This window comes from Henriciella litoralis, from assembly GCF_002088935.1.
Lineage (GTDB): Bacteria > Pseudomonadota > Alphaproteobacteria > Caulobacterales > Hyphomonadaceae > Henriciella > Henriciella litoralis.
This window is the reverse complement of the sequence record NZ_NCSS01000006.1, coordinates 2,328,339-2,348,307: the sequence shown is the minus strand read 5'-3', so window position 1 is coordinate 2,348,307 and position 19,969 is coordinate 2,328,339. Positions and strand designations below refer to the sequence as shown.

General features: G+C 60.3%; 21 protein-coding genes. 15 read left to right on the top strand and 6 right to left on the bottom strand.

Features of this window, described 5'->3' with window-relative positions; genetic code table 11:
* Positions 1-14: 14 nt before the first annotated feature.
* Positions 15-593 carry a hypothetical protein gene (locus B8783_RS15035; protein WP_084420900.1) on the top strand — a complete coding sequence of 193 codons (579 nt, stop codon included), beginning with the start codon at positions 15-17 and terminating at the stop codon, positions 591-593.
* A gap of 162 nt (positions 594-755) precedes the next feature.
* Here the strand turns inward: B8783_RS15035 and msrB are convergent, their stop codons facing one another.
* On the bottom strand, positions 756-1,280 hold the full coding sequence (msrB, locus tag B8783_RS15030; protein ID WP_084420899.1) for a peptide-methionine (R)-S-oxide reductase MsrB: 525 nt from the start codon (positions 1,278-1,280) through the stop codon (positions 756-758).
* A 158-nt stretch (positions 1,281-1,438) separates the two neighbouring features.
* Between msrB and B8783_RS15025 the strand changes: the two genes are divergently transcribed.
* The 3 genes from B8783_RS15025 to B8783_RS15020 all read left to right on the top strand — a co-directional run bounded on the left by B8783_RS15025 (position 1,439) and on the right by B8783_RS15020 (position 3,093).
* Entirely contained in the window at positions 1,439-1,690 is a 252-nt protein-coding gene (locus tag B8783_RS15025; RefSeq protein WP_084420898.1) for a DUF2312 domain-containing protein, read from the top strand.
* Positions 1,691-1,968: 278 nt separating this feature from the next.
* On the top strand, positions 1,969-2,649 hold the full coding sequence (locus tag B8783_RS18390) for a hypothetical protein (RefSeq protein WP_139792387.1): 681 nt from the start codon (positions 1,969-1,971) through the stop codon (positions 2,647-2,649).
* Positions 2,650-2,943: 294 nt separating this feature from the next.
* Positions 2,944-3,093, top strand: coding sequence for a DUF2312 domain-containing protein (locus tag B8783_RS15020; protein ID WP_267889696.1), 150 nt, complete (start codon positions 2,944-2,946; stop codon positions 3,091-3,093).
* On the opposite strand, the gene B8783_RS15015 is transcribed toward B8783_RS15020, so the two are convergent.
* Positions 3,090-4,310, bottom strand: coding sequence for an FAD-dependent oxidoreductase (locus B8783_RS15015; RefSeq protein WP_084420897.1), 1,221 nt, complete (start codon positions 4,308-4,310; stop codon positions 3,090-3,092). The two genes, B8783_RS15020 and B8783_RS15015, sit on opposite strands and share 4 nt — an antisense overlap.
* 81 nt (positions 4,311-4,391) lie before the next feature.
* Here B8783_RS15015 and B8783_RS15010 point away from each other — a divergent pair, with 81 nt between their 5' ends.
* The 3 genes from B8783_RS15010 (at position 4,392) to B8783_RS15000 (ending at position 6,647) form a co-directional block, all read left to right on the top strand.
* Entirely contained in the window at positions 4,392-4,901 is a 510-nt protein-coding gene (locus tag B8783_RS15010) for a hypothetical protein (RefSeq protein WP_084420896.1), read from the top strand.
* Between the two features lie 84 nt (positions 4,902-4,985).
* Positions 4,986-5,840 (top strand): SDR family oxidoreductase, encoded by an 855-nt coding sequence (locus B8783_RS15005; protein ID WP_084420895.1) that lies wholly within the window; start codon positions 4,986-4,988, stop codon positions 5,838-5,840.
* A gap of 69 nt (positions 5,841-5,909) precedes the next feature.
* The gene (locus B8783_RS15000; RefSeq protein WP_084420894.1) at positions 5,910-6,647 is read left to right on the top strand and encodes an enoyl-CoA hydratase/isomerase family protein; all 738 of its coding nucleotides are present in this window, start codon (positions 5,910-5,912) and stop codon (positions 6,645-6,647) included.
* Between the two features lie 2 nt (positions 6,648-6,649).
* Here the strand turns inward: B8783_RS15000 and B8783_RS14995 are convergent, their stop codons facing one another.
* From B8783_RS14995 to B8783_RS14980, 4 genes are all read right to left on the bottom strand, one after another.
* Positions 6,650-7,543: a DMT family transporter gene (locus B8783_RS14995; RefSeq protein WP_084420893.1), complete on the bottom strand. Its 894-nt coding sequence runs from the start codon at positions 7,541-7,543 to the stop codon at positions 6,650-6,652.
* Positions 7,544-7,593: 50 nt separating this feature from the next.
* On the bottom strand, positions 7,594-7,977 hold the full coding sequence (locus B8783_RS14990) for a YidH family protein (protein WP_084420892.1): 384 nt from the start codon (positions 7,975-7,977) through the stop codon (positions 7,594-7,596).
* A 31-nt stretch (positions 7,978-8,008) separates the two neighbouring features.
* The gene (locus tag B8783_RS14985; RefSeq protein ID WP_084420891.1) at positions 8,009-8,905 is read right to left on the bottom strand and encodes a tyrosine recombinase XerC; all 897 of its coding nucleotides are present in this window, start codon (positions 8,903-8,905) and stop codon (positions 8,009-8,011) included.
* A gap of 259 nt (positions 8,906-9,164) precedes the next feature.
* Positions 9,165-9,950 carry an enoyl-CoA hydratase/isomerase family protein gene (locus tag B8783_RS14980; protein ID WP_084420890.1) on the bottom strand — a complete coding sequence of 262 codons (786 nt, stop codon included), beginning with the start codon at positions 9,948-9,950 and terminating at the stop codon, positions 9,165-9,167.
* A 307-nt stretch (positions 9,951-10,257) separates the two neighbouring features.
* On the opposite strand from B8783_RS14980, the gene B8783_RS14975 reads away from it, so the two are divergent.
* From B8783_RS14975 to B8783_RS14940, 8 genes are all read left to right on the top strand, one after another.
* Positions 10,258-12,426, top strand: a complete 2,169-nt coding sequence (locus tag B8783_RS14975; RefSeq protein ID WP_084420889.1) for a primosomal protein N' — start codon at positions 10,258-10,260, stop codon at positions 12,424-12,426.
* Positions 12,427-12,514: 88 nt separating this feature from the next.
* Entirely contained in the window at positions 12,515-13,528 is a 1,014-nt protein-coding gene (locus B8783_RS14970) for an SRPBCC family protein (protein ID WP_139792386.1), read from the top strand.
* A gap of 168 nt (positions 13,529-13,696) precedes the next feature.
* Positions 13,697-14,257, top strand: a complete 561-nt coding sequence (gene atpH / locus B8783_RS14965; RefSeq protein ID WP_084420887.1) for an ATP synthase F1 subunit delta — start codon at positions 13,697-13,699, stop codon at positions 14,255-14,257.
* A 7-nt stretch (positions 14,258-14,264) separates the two neighbouring features.
* Entirely contained in the window at positions 14,265-15,800 is a 1,536-nt protein-coding gene (atpA, locus tag B8783_RS14960) for a F0F1 ATP synthase subunit alpha (RefSeq protein WP_084420886.1), read from the top strand.
* A 27-nt stretch (positions 15,801-15,827) separates the two neighbouring features.
* On the top strand, positions 15,828-16,712 hold the full coding sequence (locus B8783_RS14955) for a F0F1 ATP synthase subunit gamma (protein ID WP_084420885.1): 885 nt from the start codon (positions 15,828-15,830) through the stop codon (positions 16,710-16,712).
* Positions 16,713-17,090: 378 nt separating this feature from the next.
* Complete coding sequence (gene atpD, locus B8783_RS14950; RefSeq protein ID WP_084422132.1) at positions 17,091-18,518, top strand: F0F1 ATP synthase subunit beta; 1,428 nt, start codon at positions 17,091-17,093, stop codon at positions 18,516-18,518.
* Positions 18,519-18,598: 80 nt separating this feature from the next.
* Positions 18,599-19,468 carry a hypothetical protein gene (locus B8783_RS14945; RefSeq protein WP_084420884.1) on the top strand — a complete coding sequence of 290 codons (870 nt, stop codon included), beginning with the start codon at positions 18,599-18,601 and terminating at the stop codon, positions 19,466-19,468.
* 90 nt (positions 19,469-19,558) lie between these two features.
* Positions 19,559-19,966 (top strand): F0F1 ATP synthase subunit epsilon, encoded by a 408-nt coding sequence (locus B8783_RS14940; protein ID WP_084422131.1) that lies wholly within the window; start codon positions 19,559-19,561, stop codon positions 19,964-19,966.
* Positions 19,967-19,969 lie beyond the last annotated feature (3 nt).

Genomic DNA, 19,969 nt, shown 5'->3' with positions numbered 1-19,969 from the left:
CTAGCTGATCAGTCATGAGTCTTGCCTATCCCCTCGCCCAGTCCGGAGAAGACGCCCTGAAAGGCGTCGGCCCCGCCGCGCGCACGCGCTATGAGGCCGAGGATATGGCCGGGGACGCCGAGATTCTCTCGCTGGAAACCGAATGGCTGAAACCGGCCACCGCTGATCTGCCCGCCCTGATGAAGCAGGCCGAATCTGGCGAGGCCAAAGGGTTCATGCAGGTCTATGAAGATGCTGATGGCATGCCGGTGCTCGCCGTCACCTTCTGGAAACTCGGCGCACCGGTGAACCCTAAACCGGCCAAGGCTGAAACAAAGACCGCGCCTGCATCCCCAGAGACGCCGCCCAAACAGGAAAAGCCCAAGCGCGAGGAGATCGATCACACCGATGATCTCTATTTCCGCCATGGCCGCACCCGGAAGGCGCCCCGCAAACCGCAATCAGATCCGCGTCAGATGGACCTCTTTGTCAGCCCGGACCAGCGCGGCTATGAGCGCAAGGATCCGAACAATCCAAACACCATGCTAACTGAAGAAGAAGGCACCGGGACGACGTTTGGCGGCGGAGAGTCAGGCGCTTCCGAAGAGGATTGAAACGGCGCGCGCCCCTAGGCCCAGGGCCAGTACGACAATCAGTATGGCCGCTAATGTGCGCAGTCCGGGTTTCTCTGCATCGGTGACGTCATCGCGCCACCATCTGGCGATTTGATTGGTCATGTCGCAACTTTAAGCCGCACAACGCCCCCCCTCCAACCCTCAGGCAGGCTTGAATGTCAGCGCCGCGCCATTGTTGCAGTACCGCAGGCCTGTCGGGGCCGGTCCGTCCTTGAAGACATGACCCTGATGGCCGAGGCATCGCGCGCAGTGATATTCGGTCCGCGTCATGAAGAGCGTATTGTCAGCCTTGGTCCCGACCGCGCCGTCGATGACTTCATAAAAGCTCGGCCAGCCGGTGCCGCTATTGTACTTCCATTCGGATTTGAACAGCGGAAGGTCGCACCCTTTACAGTGAAAGACGCCTTCGCGCTTCTCGTCATTGAGGGGCGAGGTAAAGGCCCGCTCGGTGTCTTCCTTGCGCAGTACATTGAATGAAGCTGGGTCCAGCCGCTCGCGCCATTCGGCCTCGGTCAGCTGACGCCACTTGGTGTCCGCATACTCTGTCGTCGAGGCGCCGGGGACGTCTGCCTCGCTTCTGGAATTGGTGCAGGCGGCGATAATGGTCCCTGCGACACCCCCTAACAGGATGCCGCGGCGGGAAAAGCGTTTCGATATCTGTGTCATAGCAGGGAATATAGGGCGCCTGCGCGAAGCTTCGACTCACAAATGCGTGTGGATAAAGTGAGCGTGAGAGCCACCTGCAGTGCGATCCGGGGTCGCCAGACCCGCCCGCAGCGACTAGAACCCGCGCTCATCGACCAGGGTTAACCGGAGCAACAGTCATGGATGACGCCAAGCTGACAGACGCCGCACGCGAAAAGCTGCGCCTCACCGTCGAGCGTATCGAACGCCTCGAAGAAGAGAAAAAAGAAGTCGCTGACCAGATCAAGGATGTCTACGCCGAGGCCAAAGCCATGGGGTATGACACCAAGGCGCTGCGCCAGGTCGTTCGCGTCCGCAAACAGGACCGCCAGGAACGCGAAGAGCAGGAAGCCGTGCTGGAAACCTATCTGATCGCGCTGGGCGAGATCTAGCGCAGGTCCTTTGGCCAGTGTTCAGGGCGTGGGCGCGAGACCTCCACCTTTGCGTTTTGATCAGACCGGCCTGAAGTGATGGCATCTGGTCTGGGCGTTCAATGAGAGAAAGAACTCATGGACTAAGTCGAGGGTTGAGACCCTAGCTCGGCAGAAAGAACAGAAGGCTGCAGAAATAGGATCGAGCAAAGCTAGAATGGCCGCACTCTCCCTTTGGTTGACTCTGCTTCATCCAATGATTAATTAGGAATTGTTAATCATTGTCGGGGGGCAGCCAAATGAATATGCGTCTAGCGTGCGTAGTATCAGCGGCGATAATTTGTTCGGCCTTCACAGCGCAGGCTGTGCCGATTGATGAAGTCGTTCCTAGCGCGCGATACTCAGTGAGCGGGGTGGGCTCCAATAGAACCGCAATTGCAGTCAAAGTTGATTCTCAAAGCCGCAAAGTATTAATTCGCTACGATGACAATGCGCGCACGGAATGGGTAAGTTCAAGTCGGCTGCTTCGCAGCTATGAAGACTCATTCAGTGACGACGTCGGCGAAACGGCACTTTGGGGCATAGGTGCCGCGGTACTGCTTTGTGCTTTGACGGACGGCTGCGGAGACGAGACATCATCGGCATCTTCCACCTCATCATCAACGAACGGTTTCGGTATTAAGGTGACGAATAATTGTCATAAAGAGATATCGATTCTCATCCACTACAAAGATTTATCCAACGACTGGAACACCAAATACTGGTGGAATTTCGACCCCTATGAAACGAATTACCTAAGCTCGGAGGACAATAAACGGTTAAAAACAAACAACTCCATAATGTACTATTATGCTGTTGGTGATGGATATGTTTGGGAGGGAGACGCCCACTCCGTGAAAGTTGGCGGCAACACCTACGGTTTGAAAAAATTTGAAGACAGTCAGGGCGATACAGAGCTGACCTTCACTTGTAGTTCATGACTGCTTCGCAATAGAACTCCCAAGTTTCTCAATTGTGTTGCTCAACATCGCACTAAATAGTATTTTCTGTCATCTAGTTCAGTTTTCTGCTGGCATCCAATCGAATAAGGGCGATGGTCGTTTGAATACTGATCGAAGTTAGCGGAAAAATGAAACGAACAGCTTTTCTCGGGTTGGGCAAAGCTGCGGATTTTACGGCGCGTGCGAGGGCCCTGAACTGTCGGACTGGGGTAAAAGTTCCTGCAGGAATTTGACGAGCGCATATAAACCCTAGGCTCGACCTTCGCTGACCAGATCAAGGATGTCTACGCCGAGGCCAAGGCCATGGGATATGACACCAAGGCGCTGCGCCAGGTCGTCCGCGTCCGCAAGCAGGATCGCCAGGAACGCGAAGAGCAGGAAGCCGTGCTGGAAACCTATCTGATCGCGCTGGGCGAGATCTAGCGCAGGTCTTTCGGCCAGTGTTCAGGGCGAGCCCCAAGGCCAATCGCCCGCGCTGGCAAACGCCGCAGCAATGCCACCTTGTCGAGCGTCCGCACCATGAGCGGGGGCCGCTTTGGCGAGTTGCCCCTGATGGCTGGCAGCAGCACTTTCTCATGCACGAAGACCTGGGCCGACTGGGTGACTTTCGCGGGCCATTCGCGCCGCTCCTGAACGGCGGCAAGCGCTTCCCCTGTCACTGTCCCGGCCAGCAAATGCGGCCCCAGCATACGCGCAGCGGCAATTGCGTCCTGCAGCGCCAGATTGATCCCGACGCCGCCAACCGGTGACATGGCATGCGCGGCGTCGCCAATCGCGAGAAAGCCCTCGCGCCACCATCGCAGCAGCCGGGACACCTGCACGTTCAGCAATTTGACATCGTCAAAGCTTGTCACCGCGTCCAGCCGACCTTCGAGCGGGGCTGCAAGCGCGCCAACCTTCTCCCGGAACGCTTCAATCCCCGCCTCTCTGACGGCTGCCTCGCCGCCCTTCTCGATCAGAAAGGCGCATTGCCAATAGCTGCCGCGATTGATCGTCACCAGGAAGCCGCCCGGCCCGACATAGCCGAAGGATTGTTCATCGCCGTCGCCTTCTTCGCGCGGCACGCGGAACCACAGCACATCAATCGGCGCGCCCTTGTCGACGAGCTTCAGACGCGCAGCGTCCCGCATGGTGGAGTCCCGCCCGTCACAGGCAACCGTAAGCGGCGCGCGGATACGATACTCCCCGTCCGGACCGCTCGCCCTAACCCCCATGATCTGCCCCTGCGACCCGATAAGCTTGTCAGCACGGGTCGACATCATCAGCCGGAAATTCGGCATCTTCCGCGCCTCATCCGCGACGAAGTTGAGAAAGTCCCATTGCGGCATGAAGGCCACGAATTTCGCCTCCGTCGGCAGATGGGTGAAGTCCACCATCTGATAGGGCTTGCCGTTGAAATTGAGGCCAATGCGCTCTGTTTTCTGATGCGGGTGCTTCAGGAAAGCTTCCAGCAGGCCCAGCTCATGCAGCACCTGCATGGTTGAGGGGTGAACCGTGTCACCGCGAAAGTCTCTCAGGAAATCGCCATGCTTTTCCAGCACTGTGACGTTCACGCCCTGCCGCGCCAGCAAATAGCCAAGCATGATGCCGGCCGGTCCGCCGCCCGCAATGCAGCACTGGCTTTCAATCGACTCTACCAAACGCTTATCTCCACCTTGCTGGCACGGGATGAACGCGCGAGGTTTGCGTTCGGCGCCGGGCCAATTATTCTCTAGTGCAGCATGCCACGCGATATTGACGAGAAAAAGAAACGAAAAGCTCTGCGCAAGCTGCGCAAGGCGGCTGATCTCGCTGCGCGCGGCGAAGGCCCGAAGCTGTCTGACTGGGAAAAGGAGTTTCTGCAGGAGGTCGAGGAACGCATCGAAACCTTCGGCTCGGCCTTTGCCGATCCGGACAAGGGCAATCTCGATGATCCGATGTCAGCCCTTCAGACCCAGAAGCTGCGCGAGATCGACAAGAAAGCACGCGGCAAAGGGGGCGGCTTCAAGACGCGCAAGCCACTCGGCGCCGGCAAGAAACCCGCCTTCAGCCCGCGCATCCGCCAGCTCGACGACGATGTGGACGCTGAAAAACCTGCCGCACCGCCCCGGCCCGAACCCGGCACAAAACCGATCCTGGGCCTCGTCAAGGCGAGCGAGCTGCCAGACCGGCCTGAAAAACCTGTCACTGCGCCAACCAAGCGCGCAAAACCGGTGCTGCGCCTGATCAAGTCAGATCCGGACGACACCTAAGCGCGGCAAACCTGCCCAGCCGACTCGACTTGGCCCCCCGCCATCCTAGCTTTCAGCTGAGATACGCAATTGGAGCGAACGGGTATGAAAACAGTCGTCATCACAGGCGCCTCCAGCGGCATTGGCCGCGCCGCAGCAGAATATCTCGCCGGTCAGGGCTGGCGCGTCTTTGCAGGCGTTCGAAAGATGTCGGATGGCGAGCCACTGAAAAAGGCCAACAGCAATATCAAGCCGATCATTCTGGATGTCGCCAAGACCGATCAGGTCCGCGCTGCGGTTGAAACCGTCTCCAAGGCACTCGACGGACAAACCCTGGACGGTCTCGTCAACAATGCCGGCATCGCAAATATGGGCCCGCTCGCCCTCCAGCCCGCGGATGAGTTTCGCCAGCATTTCGAGGTCAATGTCTTCGGCACGCTGAACGCGACGCAAGCCTTCCTCCCCCTGCTCGGCATGGACACCTCCCGCATCGGCAGCCCCGGCCGCATCATCAACATTACCTCGCTTGGCGGGCGCATCGCCGCCCCTTTCCTCGGCGCCTACACCGCGACCAAGCACGCGGTTGAAAGCATGACCGACAGTTTCCGCCGCGAGCTGATCATCTATGGCATCGACGCCATCGCCATCGGCCCCGGCTCGGTGAAGACCCCGATCTGGGATAAGGCCGAGGACATGAACAAGGATGAGCCCTACGCCAATTCCGCCTGGGCAGAGCCGATCAGCAAATTCTCAGACACCATGCTGAAAGGCGGGCGCGAAGGCCTTGAGCCGGAAAAGATCGCTCAGGTCATCGAAACCGCGCTCACCGATTCCAGCCCCAAGGCGCGCTATGCCCCCGTGCCAAACAAGTTCACCAACTGGACCATCCCGACCCACATCCCGAAGCGCTGGCTGGACAAGATTTTTGCGAGCCGTTTCGGCATGGAAAAGCCGGACTGACCACGCGGCACCGATTGCGCTTGTCGCCAGCGGCTCTACCCTCGACCGAAAATCGAGGAGACAAAAGCGATGAGCGATCTGGTTCTACGCATCAATGATAACGGCATCTGCTGGCTCACCCTGAACCGGCCGGACAAGCTCAACTCGCTGACCGTGGCCATGTTTCGTGAACTGCGTGAGCACATCATCGACCTGAAATCAGACGACAGTATCGGCGTCGTCATCCTGCGCGGGGCGGGCAAATGCTTTTCCGCCGGACATGACCTTGGCGACATTGCCGAGGGCGAGAAAGTCCCCTCCCGCGGCTGGCATTCAGAAACCCTTCGCCTGATGGAAAAGCTGCCCAAGCCGGTTATCGCCGCCGTTCATGGGCACTGCTATACCGGCGCCCTCGAAGTCGCGCTGGCGGCAGACTTTATCCTCGCCTCCCAGTCGGCCAAATTCGCCGACACGCATGCCAAATGGGCGCTCACCCCGATCTGGGGCATGAGCCAGCGCCTGCCCCGCCGCGTCGGCATCGCCACCGCCAAACGCCTCATGTTCACCGCTGAAACCGTTCGCGCAGATGAGGCTCTCCGCATTGGCCTCTGCGAAGCGGTCTACCCGGATGAAAGCTTTGAGACAGACCTTGAAGCCTTCGCCCGCCAGATCCTCGCCAACTCGCCCTTCAGCCATGCCGCAAACAAGCGCCTTCTCGAAGCGACCGACATGGACGCCCTCGATGCCGGCTTGCAATGGGAAATCATGGAGAATGAAGGCGTTGGCCCTGACATGCAGGACCGCATCGCCGCCTTCATGAAGAAATAGGCTCACGCCATCACGACCAGCGCCACGATGCTGGCGGTCAGCACCGCAAGGCCCGCCAGCTCGCGCGCATTGATCTTCTCCTTGAAGACGAACCATGAGGTCAGGATGGTGAAAATGATCTCGACCTGCCCGACCGCACGGACATGGGCGGCATTCTCCAGCGTCATCGCCGTAAACCAGCCGAGCGAAGCCAGCATGCCGGCGACACCGACCAGTCCGGCAATCTTCCAGGCGCGGAAGACGCGCGATAGCTCACCCGCCTCCTTCAGCTTCAGAAAGACGCTGATCACCAAGGCCTGAAACGCCAGGACACAGGCCAGCGTCAGGCTGGCCCTTAAAAGCGCAGGCCCATCCCCCAGCGCCAGAGACGCCCCTCGAAAGCACACGGCCGACAGACCAAAAAATCCGCCTGAAACGATGCCGTAAATCACGCGGCCATCAAGGGCGAAACGCGACTTGCCCGGCTCTGCAGGCAACGAGATCAGCAGGATGCCGACGAGCCCTGCAATGATCGCCAGCAAAGCCGGCAGGCTAATCCCTTCGCCCAGCAGCACCAGGCCGAAGAGCGCCGTCTGCAGCACTTCAGTTTTCGTGAACGCCGTGCCCACCGCGAAATTTCGATAGGAAAACAGGTGGATCATGCAGCCCGTCGCAATGATCTGCGCAAGGCCGCCCACCACCATCAGGCCGGTAAACCGGATACCCGGCATGGTCATAACGGTATCGCTGGTGCCCCACAGCACAGCCGCCACAATGGCCGCGAGCGGAGCCGCATAGATAAACCGCGCCGACGTCGCCCCCCAGATGCTAAGCTCGCTGCGAAGCTTCTTCTGCAAGAGCGAACGCAGATTCTGCGCAAAGGCAGCTGCAAATGTGATCGGAATCCAGAGAACCATCGCCGCGCTTGTTCAGCCTTCAAAGGCTCACGTCAATCGCTCTCAAATGATCATAGCAACCAGAGGATCACCGAAAGCGTCGCTGTCCCGACAATAAAGAGCAGTGAAATCCGTCTGAAATTGGAATGACCCATCGGCGTGGCCGCGTGGGAGTCCATCCGCTCTGCGAGGTTGCAGGCTTTCGCCTGTGCCAGCCAGAAGACGATGATCGCAATGACCAGAAAGATGCTCGCGCCGGCCTTGGCGAGCCAGGTCGGCTCGACCACCCGGAAGATTGCCTGGAAACCAAGCCCAAGAGCGGCTGACGCGAGCCCGGTTCGCATCCAGCCCGCAAAGGTGCGCTCATTGGCCAGGATCGTCCGGTCTTCAGCCCAGTCAGTGCGATCATGGGCGAGGTCGGTCCGCTCTTCGGCAAGATCATTCGAGGTCGGCATACCAGATTAACGGATTGAAACCCGTTTCGGTTCACCCGCGCGGATGCGCGCTCGCGTGAACGGCGCGCAAGCGCTCTGAATCCACACCGGTATAGACCTGCGTTGTCGAAAGGCTCGCATGGCCAAGCAGCGTCTGGATCGCCCTCAGATCAGCCCCATGCGAGAGAAGATGCGTTGCAAAGGCATGGCGCAGCGCATGCGGCGTCGCCGTTTCCGGCAGGCCGAGCGCCCCGCGCAAGCCCTGAACGCCCCGCTGCACGATCGCCGGCTGCAACCGTTTGCCCCGCGCCCCATAAAAGAACGGCGTCTCCGGCCCCATCCGGTAAGGGCAAAGCCGGGCATATTCATTCATCGCATCACGCACCGCCGGGATCAGAGGCACCAGACGCACCTTGCCGCCCTTGCCAGTAATCCGCAGGCGCGCAGGCGCATTTGCCATCCCGCCATCGAGATTCAGCGCCTCTGAAATCCGTAAGCCCGCCCCGTAGAGCAGGGTCAGCACCGCGACATCGCGCGCGGCAATCCACGGCTCTTTGCCAAACGCTTCGGCGGTCTCGATCATGTCGCGCGCCGCCGAAACAGACACCGGCCGCGGCAGACGGGCACTGCGGCGCGGCCCCTGCAGGAAGGCGATTTCCGGGTTTTCGATACCGTGATGAAGGTCCAGCCAGTGGTAAAATGTCTTTATCGCCGACAGCACCCGCGCAATCGACGCGTCCGACAGGCCATCGCGCCGCCGCTTGGCCAGAAAGGCGCGAATGTCGCTCGCATGCAGATACCGGAACGCCTTGATCGCAATCTCTTCACCGAGATGCCCCTCAAGAAAGCCGAAAAACGTCTCAAGATCGTGGCCATACGCCTCAACCGTATTGTCGGCGAGACGCCGCTCATGACCGACATAATCGAGAAAGGCGCTGAGAATCTCCATGCCATCAGTGTCAGCGCGAGAGATTAAGAGGATGTTGAGGCACCATCACACACAGCCCGGATGGTGAGCGAAGTCGAACCAGGCGGGCAGCAACCGTTGAGCAGCACCCTTCGACAAGCTCAGGGTGAGGAGACGTTTGAGATATAAAACAACCTCATCCTGAGCCTGTCGAAGGACTGAGCCTGCCTGCCCCTGCGAAGGCAGGGGTCGAAGCCTCATCCTGAGCCTGTCGAAGGATGAAGCCGCACACCCCCAACCCCTACCGCCCGGTAAAAACCGGCGTCCGCTTCTCGATAAACGCCGCCGCGCTTTCCTTGGCATCCTCAGTCTGCATCAGCCGCCTGATCTCGGTGATCGCCCACTTGCCCGTGTCCCGCCAGTCCGGGTCGAGCGTGCGACGAAGCCCTGCCTTCAGCGCCTGTACCGCCTGTGGCGGGTTCGCCGCGATCTTTTGCGCAAGGCCTATGGCCGTCGGCAATAGTTCCGCCTGTGGCACGACCCGGCCCACCAGCCCGATCTCTTTCGCCCGCGCCGCATCGATCACATCGCCGGTAAAGAGCAGCTCGCTCGCCTGCTCACGCCCGACGATCTGTGCCAGCCGCCCCAGCCCCGGCGCATCACAGCAAAGCCCGCGCGTCACGAAAATCTCCCCGAACTTCGCCGTCTCCGCCATCACCCGCATGTCCGCCATGATCGCAAGTTCAGCGCCCCACCCCAGCGCATAGCCATTGATCGCGGCAATCACCGGAATGTCGGTATGCAGCAGCGCATCAGCCGCTGGGGTCAGCCCGCCCGTCGCCTTCGCCCGCTCAGCCATTTCCGGCGTCGAGGGCGCGCCCTTGGAGAGGATCTGCTTGACGTCATCGCCCGCACAGAAGGCCCGCTCGCCCGCCCCTGTAATTACGATACACCGCGCATCGCTGGCCCGGATCGCATCCTCCAGCGCCATATAGAGCGGGTAATCGAGCGAGTTCATCGCGTCGGGCCGGTTCAGCGTCAGCAGGCTGACATCACCATGGCGCTCGATCTTCAGAATATCGGTCATAGGGCTTCCTCCGGTCTTTTTTGTTGTGGAGAGCCTGCCACCCCGGCCCGCGCCGTCAATCGTGACGCAGCGCCAAGCGCGCGCCCTTCAACCTCATCCTGAGCCTGTCGAAGGATGAAGCAGCACATTTCCTCCTCTTGAACCTTCCAAAGGCCTCATCCTGAGCGTGGTTCGACTTCGCTCACCATGAGGGGCGAAGGGCGAGGCCGCTGGCGAAACATCAGCAGCTCTCTCCCACCCACCACACAGCCCAGTGAAACTCCTCGGGTGACGCCACCCTCCACGCGCACTAAACCGTCTCCCAGACATGAAAATCGCCCGCATCCTCTTCCCGCTCCCGCTGCCAGAGCCGTTCGACTACACCATTCCGGACGGCATGGACGTCGAACCCGGCGCCTATGTCCGCGCCCCGCTCGGCAAGATTGAGCGGACCGGCGTCGTCTGGGAGGTCGTTGATCAGAAACCGGACGATGAGCGCGCCCTGAAACTGGTCCTCGACGTCTTCCCCGTCCCGCCCATGCCTGCGCCGATGCGGCGCTTCATCACTTTTGCGGCCCGCTACAATGTCGCCGCGCCCGGCCATGTCCTCGCAATGGTGCTGCGCGCCCGCGGCGGCCTTCGCCCGTCCCCGACCTCGACGATCTATGTCCCGACAGGCTTCCGCTCCAACCGGATGACGGATGCCCGGGTGAAAGTCCTCGATGCAGCCAAGGACGCCGGGCCAACCAGCGCCGCAGAACTTGCCCGGCAGGCCGGTGTCTCCCCCGGTGTCGTCAAAGGCCTCGTCGAGATCGGCGCCCTCGAAGCCCGCGAAATCGAGACCGACGCGCCCTATGCCCAGCCCACTGATTTCAGCGTCGGCACCCATCTCACCGGCGAACAGGCCGAAGCGGGCGCGGAGCTGCGCACCGCCATCGCAAAGGGCGGCTTCCAGCCCTTCCTGCTCGACGGCATCACCGGGTCCGGCAAGACCGAAGTCTATTTCGAAGCCATCGCCGAAGCCCTGCAAAAGGCCGACGACGCGCAGGTCCTAGTCCTCCTGCCGGAAATCGCCCTGACTCAGGCTGTCCTGTCGCGTTTCGAGGCCCGTTTCGGCGCACCGCCCGCGCCCTGGCACTCAGGCCTCTCGGACGCCGAACGCCGCCGCACCTGGCGCGAGACCGCCCATGGCCGCGCCCGCATCGTGATTGGCGCGCGCTCAGCCCTCTTCCTGCCTTTCCGCAATCTGAAACTCATCATCATCGATGAAGAGCACGATACCAGCTTCAAGCAGGAAGACGGCGTCACCTATCATGCCCGCGACATGGGCGTGATGCGCGCCAAGCTGGAAGACGCCGCCATCATCCTCGCCTCGGCCACCCCAGCGCTGGAGACGATGGTGAACGCCGAGCAAGGCCGCTACCAGCGCCTCAAACTCTCCGCCCGCCCCGGCGCAGCCAAACTGCCTGAGATTGAACTGGTCGACCTGCGCGTCGACCCGCCCGAAAAAGGCCACTGGCTGTCCTCCCGGCTGACCCATGCGCTGAAAGAGACCTTCGCGGCAGGCGAGCAGAGCCTCCTCTTTCTCAACCGGCGCGGCTATGCCCCGCTCGTCATCTGCAAGGCTTGCGGCGAGCGCCTCAAAAGCCCCGCGACCGAAAGCTGGCTGACAGAGCACCGCTACACCAACCGCCTCGTCTGCCACCTCACCGGCTGGTCGATCCCCAAGCCGGAAAAATGCCCGATGTGCGGCGCCAAGGATTCGCTGATGGGCGTCGGCCCCGGCGTTGAACGCGTCGCCGAGGAAGTCCGCCTCCTGATGCCAGAGGCCAAGATCGAGATTTTCTCCTCCGACACCGCCCGCTCTGGCGAAGAAACACGTGGCATTGTTGACCGCATGGCCGGCGGCGAGATCGACGTCCTCATCGGCACGCAGATCGTCGCCAAGGGCCACAATTTCCCGAATCTCACTTTGGTCGGCGTTGTCGATGCAGACAGCGGCATGAAAGGCGGAGACCTTCGCGCCGGTGAACGCACCTATCAACTGCTGAGCCAGGTCGCAGGACGCGCAGGCCGCGCCGAACGCCCCGGCCGCGCCCTCGTGCAGACCTATGGCCCCGACAACCCCGCCATGATCGCGCTCGCCGCCGGTGACAGGGACGGCTTTTTGCAGATCGAACGCGATGTCCGCGCTGAGCTGATGCTGCCCCCTTTCGGGCGTATGGCCGCACTGATCATCTCCGCCCCGACCCCTGAAATGATCGCCGAAGCAGGCCGCACAGCCGGTGCTGCCGCCCCCAATGGCGAAGGCGTCACTGTCTACGGCCCGGCCCCGGCGCCCATCTCAATGCTGCGCGGACGCCACCGCATCCGCTTCCTCATCACCAGCCCCCGCGACGTAGATTTGTCAGCCTACATGGCCGCCTGGCTCAAAGCGATGAAGCTGCCATCTGCGGTTCGCGTCTCGGCAGATATTGATCCGTATTCATTTCTCTGAACCGCCTTGGTGAACATTGTCGCAGCGTCTCCAATTAGCTGGCGGCGCGTTCGCAGACCTTCTATCAGACATTAACGGAGGCGCGCCTTTGGTAGACGAACGACAACCAGACCCGGATCTGTCACCGTCAACACGGCTGATCAGAGGTGGCGTGGTGTTTGTCCTGCTGCTCGGCATTGCCCTTGTCTTCGTGCCCTGGATCATCGCCGCTACAGGCAAATACGATCCGATGATCGGGATCCTCAGTATTCTGGTAGGGCTCCCGTTTTGTATCGGCGCAATTGGTAGATTGCTGTTCAGACTGTTTCGCCTTGCGAAGGGTGGCAGCCTTGTGGGCGTCAGCTTTTATACCGTGCTTGTGGTCTTCCTCGCCGGCGCCGTGATCCTTCGGGAAGCCATAATCTGCGTAGTGATGGCCGCACCGTTCTGGGCATTCAGCGGCTGGCTCGGCGTCGTTTGCATGGGCCTCACTGTGCGCCGCGCCCCAAACAGGCCGCGCGTGAACGGAGCAGCCTTCCTCCTGGTGCCGTATGCCATGCTCGGCGCGGAGCTGTATCTTCAACCAAGCGCGCAGACCTATGTCATAAGTCGGGCCATCACCATAGACGCGCCGCCAGAAGCGGTCCGGCCTCTGCTGAAGGAGATGCGCGACATTTCTCCAGACGAGGGACGCTGGAATATCTCGCAGGACCTTCTCGGCGTGCCGCGTCCCGTTTCCGCTGTCGTGACAGGTGAGACACGGCTCGCCCGCTGGCAGAATGACGTCTCGTTCGAAGAGCGGATCGACCTCGACACCGGCACTGAAATGCGCTGGCGCTTTGCGTTTCCCAACGATTCCATCTCGCGCCATTCCGACCGACATATTTCGCCAGACAGCGCGCATCTCAGGATCGAGACTGGCGGCTACAGGCTGGAGCCATTGCCCGGAAATCGCGTTCGGCTCACCCTGGATACGACCTATACTGCCCAGACGCCCATCAATGCATATGCCTATCTCTGGGGTGAGCTTATTCTCGGCGATATCCAGTCCAATGTCCTGCAGATCATAAAGGACCGCGCGGAACGCAAACCGCCCCGGAACACAACGTACACGGTGCTTTAGCGCCCCAACGTGCCAATCGGTCGCAATTCTACCGCTGCGGCCATGTTGTCAGCTCTGAAACGAAGTGCTAAGCGCCCTGCCAAGCATCGGGTTGGGGCTTCGTGCGCCCGATCCGTACACTCGTGTTCCACTCCCGGGGCTTCTGCCCCCAACAGACGGAAAAAGGTCTTGGCCGCAGCTTCCGCCTCCCATGCTAATGAAACAGCGCGCCGCTATGCGAGCGCCCTGTTCGATCTCGCCAATGAAAAAGGCGAGCTTCCAACGGTCGACAAGGACCTGAAGGATGTGATCTCGATGGCGAAAGCCAGCGTCGATCTCACACGCCTTCTGGACTCCCCGGCTTTCTCACGCGACGCCAAGTCCAAAGCGCTGCGCGCGCTGGCTGACAAAGCGAAGTTCAGCAAGATGGTCTCCAACTTCCTCGCCACCATGGCGATGAATGGCCGTGCCAACGAGATCGTTGATGCGGCTGGACATTTTGATGAACTCTATGCCAAGCATCGCGGCGTGAAGCGTGCAGTCGCCCGCACGGCGGAAGAAATGACCGCTGCACAGCGCAAGAAACTTGAAGCTGTTCTCGCGAAAGCGGTAGGCAGCGATGTAGAACTAGAAACCGAGGTCGTCCCCGGCCTCATCGGCGGCATCCAGCTGCGTGTCGGATCAACTTTGATCGATGCCAGTGTCGCCTCGAAACTTGAACGTATGAACACCGCCATGAAGGGAGCTTAGAGGCTCGATGGACATCAGCGCTGCAGAAATTTCAGGCATCCTGAAATCCCAGATCGAAAATTTTGGTGTCGAGGCAGAAGTCTCCGACGTTGGACAGGTTCTGTCCGTCGGTGACGGTATTGCCCGCGTCTATGGCCTCGACTCTGTCCAGGCCGGCGAGACCGTCGAGTTCGACGGCGGCGTCAAGGGCATGGCCCTCAACCTCGAAGCCGACAATGTCGGCGTCGTGATTTTCGGTGACGACCGTGGCATCAAGGAAGGTGCGACTGTTAAACGGACCAACGAGATTGTTGCCGCCCCTGTCGGTAAAGGCCTTCTCGGCCGCGTCGTGAACCCGCTGGGTGAGCCGATCGACGGCAAGGGCCCACTGACAGACGTTGCTTCGCGTAACCGCGTTGACGTTAAAGCCCCAGGCATCCTGCCACGTAAATCGGTCCATGAGCCGATGATGACGGGCCTCAAAGCCATCGACGCCATGATCCCGGTTGGCCGCGGCCAGCGTGAGCTGATCATTGGTGACCGTCAGACCGGCAAGACCGCAATCTGTGTCGACACGATCCTGAACCAGAAGCAGACCAACGAAGCTGCCAAGAACGACAGCGACAAGCTGTTCTGCGTCTATGTCGCTATCGGTCAGAAGCGTTCCACGGTTGCCCAGGTCGTCAAGACGCTCGAAGAGCGCGGCGCCCTCGACTACACTGTCATCGTTTCGGCAACGGCGTCCGAGCCTGCCCCGCTTCAGTATCTTGCACCGTTCACCGGCTGTACGATCGGCGAGTGGTTCCGCGACAATGGCATGCACGCCCTGATCATCTATGATGACCTGTCCAAGCAGGCTGTGTCCTATCGTCAGATGTCCCTGCTTCTGCGTCGCCCACCAGGCCGCGAAGCTTACCCAGGTGACGTGTTCTACCTTCACTCGCGCCTTCTTGAGCGCGCTGCGAAGCTGAACGAAGATCATGGTTCAGGCTCCCTGACGGCTCTGCCGATCATTGAGACCCAGGCCAACGACGTGTCGGCCTATATTCCAACGAACGTGATTTCGATCACCGACGGTCAGATCTTCCTCGAAACCGACCTCTTCTACCAAGGCATCCGTCCGGCCGTGAACGTCGGCCTGTCGGTGTCGCGCGTGGGTTCTGCTGCGCAGACCAAGGCGATGAAGAAAGTTGCCGGTTCGATGAAGGGTGAGCTCGCCCAGTACCGCGAGATGGCCGCCTTTGCGAAGTTCGGTTCCGACCTCGACGCCGCGACCCAGCGCCTGCTGAACCGTGGTGAGCGTCTGACCGAGCTGCTCAAGCAGCCACAGTTCTCGCCGCTTCAGATGGAAGAGCAAGTTGTCGTGATCTATGCCGGTACCCGCGGCTATATCGACACCGTGCCTGCCCGTCAGGTCACCCGTTATGAGAAGGAACTTCTGACCCACCTGCGCGGTGCGAAGAAGGAGCTTCTGGCCAAGATCCGCAAGGAGAAGGCCCTGACCGACGAAATCGAAGCCGAGATCAAATCGACGCTCGAAGATTTCACCAAGTCGTTCGCCTAGAACCGTCACGCGAGTAGGAGCTGAGCAATGCCCAGCCTGAAGGATCTGAAAAACCGGATCTCCAGCGTGAAATCCACGCGGAAGATCACCAAGGCCATGCAGATGGTGGCCGCGGCCAAGCTGAAGCGCGCGCAAGACGCCGCTGCAGCCTCGCGGCCATACGCCCAGCGTATGTCTGCTGTCGTGGCCAATCTGGCGAGCTCCATGGGGGACGGCTCAACCGGGCCGAAACTCCTGTCCGGCACCGGCTCTGACCAGACGCACCTCGTCGTCGTCATGACGTCCGAGCGCGGTCTGGCTGGCGGCTTCAACACCTATGTGGTGAAAGAAGCCCGCACGCTGATCCGCCGCCTCGTCGGTGAAGGCAAGACGGTCAGGATCCTGACCGTTGGCAAAAAAGGCCGTGAGCAGCTCAAGCGTGATTACGCTGAGTTCTTCGTCGGCCATGTCGATCTCTCCGACGTCCGCGGCAATGACTATACCGAAGCCGGCATCGGCCTCGGCAAAGACATCACAACCCGCTTTGAAGATGGCGAATTTGACGTTGCCACACTGGTCTACAGCCAGTTCAAGAACGTCATCAGCCAAGTCCCAGTCGCCCAGCAGCTTATTCCGGCCAAGGCGCCTGATGATGCCCCGGTGATTGACCTCAAGGGCGCGATTTACATCTACGAGCCGTCACAGGAAGAAATTCTCGAGACGCTTCTGCCACGCTATATTAACACGCAGCTCATCTCCGCCATGCTGGAAAGCGGCGCTGGCGAACAGGCCGCCCGTATGACCGCGATGGACAATGCCACGCGCAATGCCGGCGACATGATTGATGATCTGTCCCTGCAATATAACCGTGCCCGCCAGGCACAGATCACCAAGGAGCTGATCGAGATCATCTCCGGTGCTGAGGCGCTATAGGAGCTGGATGCGATGAATTTCTGGATTTACGAAAATTTCGGTAACAAGCGCGCCCGCATCCATGCTGCGGACTGCCGCTATTGCAATCACGGTCAGGGCGTCGGTGGCGACCAGACCAATGATGATGACAAGTGGCACGGCCCCTACAAGACTTTCGCCGAGGCCGAGACCCAGGCCAACGCCCTGAACCAGAAAGACACCCGCGCCTGCGGTGTTTGCAAACCAGCCCAGGCCAGCGAGCGTCGCGGCATCAAGCTGGTCGATGTGGCCCCTGCAATTGCGGCCGCCTCAAAAACAGAACCTGCCCCTAAGCCGGCGGCAAAATCCAAGCCGGCTAAAAAGCCCAAAACGACACCCGCTCCCAAGGAGACGCCTTCCATGAGCAGCTCTGCTTCCGGCCCGACCGGTAAAATTTCACAGGTTATCGGCGCCGTTGTCGACGTTGAGTTCGACGGCCACCTTCCCGACATTCTGAACGCGCTTGAAACCGACAATAACGGCAACCGCCTCGTTCTCGAAGTTGCTCAGCACCTCGGTGAGAACGTTGTCCGCACGATCGCGATGGACTCCACCGAAGGCCTCGTTCGCGGCCACCCGGTGACAGACCTTGGCGAGCCGATCATGGTGCCTGTTGGCCCTGAAACGCTCGGCCGTATCATGAACGTCATCGGTGAGCCGATTGACGAGCGCGGCCCGGTCGCCACCAAGACCCGCGCCCCGATCCACGCGCCGGCCCCTGAATTCGTCGACCAGTCGACCGAAGCCGAGATCCTCGTGACCGGCATCAAGGTCATCGACCTGCTCTGCCCATACGCAAAAGGCGGCAAGATCGGCCTCTTCGGCGGTGCTGGCGTCGGCAAGACGGTTCTTATTCAGGAACTGATCAACAACATCGCGAAACTCTTCGGCGGCTACTCTGTGTTTGCCGGCGTTGGTGAGCGCACACGTGAAGGTAACGATCTCTATTACGAGATGATCGAATCCAACGTGATCAACCTCGAAGGCGACAGCCGCGTGACGCTGGTCTACGGTCAGATGAACGAGCCTCCAGGCGCACGTGCCCGTGTTGCTCTGACTGGTCTTGCTCAAGCTGAGTACTTCCGTGACCAGGAAGGCAAGGACGTTCTGTTCTTCGTCGACAACATCTTCCGCTTCACGCAAGCCGGTTCCGAAGTGTCCGCCCTTCTCGGCCGTATTCCTTCGGCTGTGGGCTACCAGCCAACGCTGGCCACCGACATGGGTCAGCTGCAAGAACGTATTACCTCCACCAACAAGGGGTCGATTACCTCGGTCCAGGCCATCTACGTGCCAGCCGATGACCTTACCGACCCTGCGCCAGCCACCTCGTTCGCCCACCTTGATGCGACCACGGTTCTTAACCGCGCCATCTCGGAAAAAGGCATCTACCCGGCTGTTGACCCGCTCGACTCCACCTCGCGTATCCTTGACCCGATCACCGTCGGTCAGGAACACTATGAAGTCGCTCGCGGCGTGCAGGAAATCCTGCAGCGCTACAAGGAACTTCAGGACATCATCGCCATCCTCGGCATGGACGAACTGTCCGAAGAAGACAAAATGGTCGTTGCCCGTGCCCGTAAAGTCGAGCGCTTCCTGTCCCAGCCGTTCGACGTGGCTGAAGTCTTCACCGGTTCGCCAGGTGAGCAGGTCAAGCTCGAAGACACGATCAAGGGCTTCAAAGGCCTCATCGCTGGTGAGTATGACCACCTGCCAGAACAAGCTTTCTACATGGTCGGCAACATCGACCAGGTGATCAAGAAAGCCGAAAAGATGATGGAAGACGCGTAGACCGCGCTTTCAAAATCCAATTGATTTTAGCAGCCGCATCGGAAACGATGCGGCTGTTATCGTTTTTGGGACGCAAAAAAATGATCAGAGCCGCCTTGTCTGGCCTCGCCTTCCTCTCGCTTGGCCTTACTGCCGCTGAGGCCGCACCTCCGCCGGTCCCACCAGGCCTGCCTGACGGCACACCGGAGACCATCGAGGGCTATGACACCGCCGCGATGCAGCGCCACTTCATCCGCTGGACAGAGCGTGAAGCTGCGAAAGCCGTCCGTGAGAGCGTGAAAAGCACAGAGCTGATGCTGTCGCTTGGCAGCACGGTCCGCGTCCTCAGCTTCAGCATCCTCGGTGACTGGCCCTATACCGACTCCGTCGGCGGCATCGAGCAGCAATGCGACTATGATCCGAACAGCATCATGCCATTCATCGTCGGTACCTCAGCCCTGTCCGCCGAGGAAATCGCGGAGAAATGCTATTGGCAGCTCAGGGTGAATGATGCCCGGGACGCAAAGTCCTTTGCCGCAAAATGGATTGCAGATTTCGACCCACAGCGCGCCGCAGATTACCTCAAATCCCTCGGCATCAAGCCTGGCAAAGATCTCATGGCCCGCACGATCGACTGGAGCGGCTATCAGGACCCGGCCGTCCTTGGCGAAGCCCCAACCCTTAGAACCCGTATCTGGACTAGCCGCACTTGCGACGCCTTTCCGGCAGCCCTCGACAAGGTCGAGAGCATCTCACTCGGCAATCTGAACATCGAAAACTATGGCACCCCCAGCGAGACGGCCCCCGCTATCGCCCATTCGCCTTGGCTCACTGTCACCGCCTACTCGATCAATGCCGGTTCAAAAGCGAGCGTCGAGTTCTCCGGCCGGGCCGGCGCGCCAGCCACGCTACTCGATGCCGTCGACAGTATTATTGCCGCCTGCGAGCCTCTCCCACCACCAGCAAAATAGGCGAAACCTCATCCGCGACAGCACGTCCCGGTGGACATTGGCGCTCAGACAAGTATTGAAACCACAGCGAATTCAAATCGGACATATCTCATGGCTGACAAGCTTCACTTTTCTCTCGTATCTCCTGCCAAGGAGCTGTTCTCCGGCGAAGTCGATCACGTGATCGCTCCGGGCACGGAAGGCGAGTTCGGCGTGCTGGTGAACCATGCCCCCTTCATGACCACGCTGAAGAATGGCGTTGTGCGCGTTCTCGATGGCGACACCACCAAGATGCGCCTCTTCGTGCGCGGCGGTTTTGCTGACATCACGCCAGCTGGCCTCACCATTCTGGCCGAGGAAGCTGTCGATCTTGGTAGCACCGATGTCGCGAAAGTCACTGAAGACCTCGAAGCGGCAAAAGCCAAGCTGCTCGAACAAGGCAAAGACGGCCCGCACGTCAGCGCCCTTCAGGCGCAGGTCGACTATCTGAGCGATCTGAAAGCAGCGCTGGTCAACTAGGCC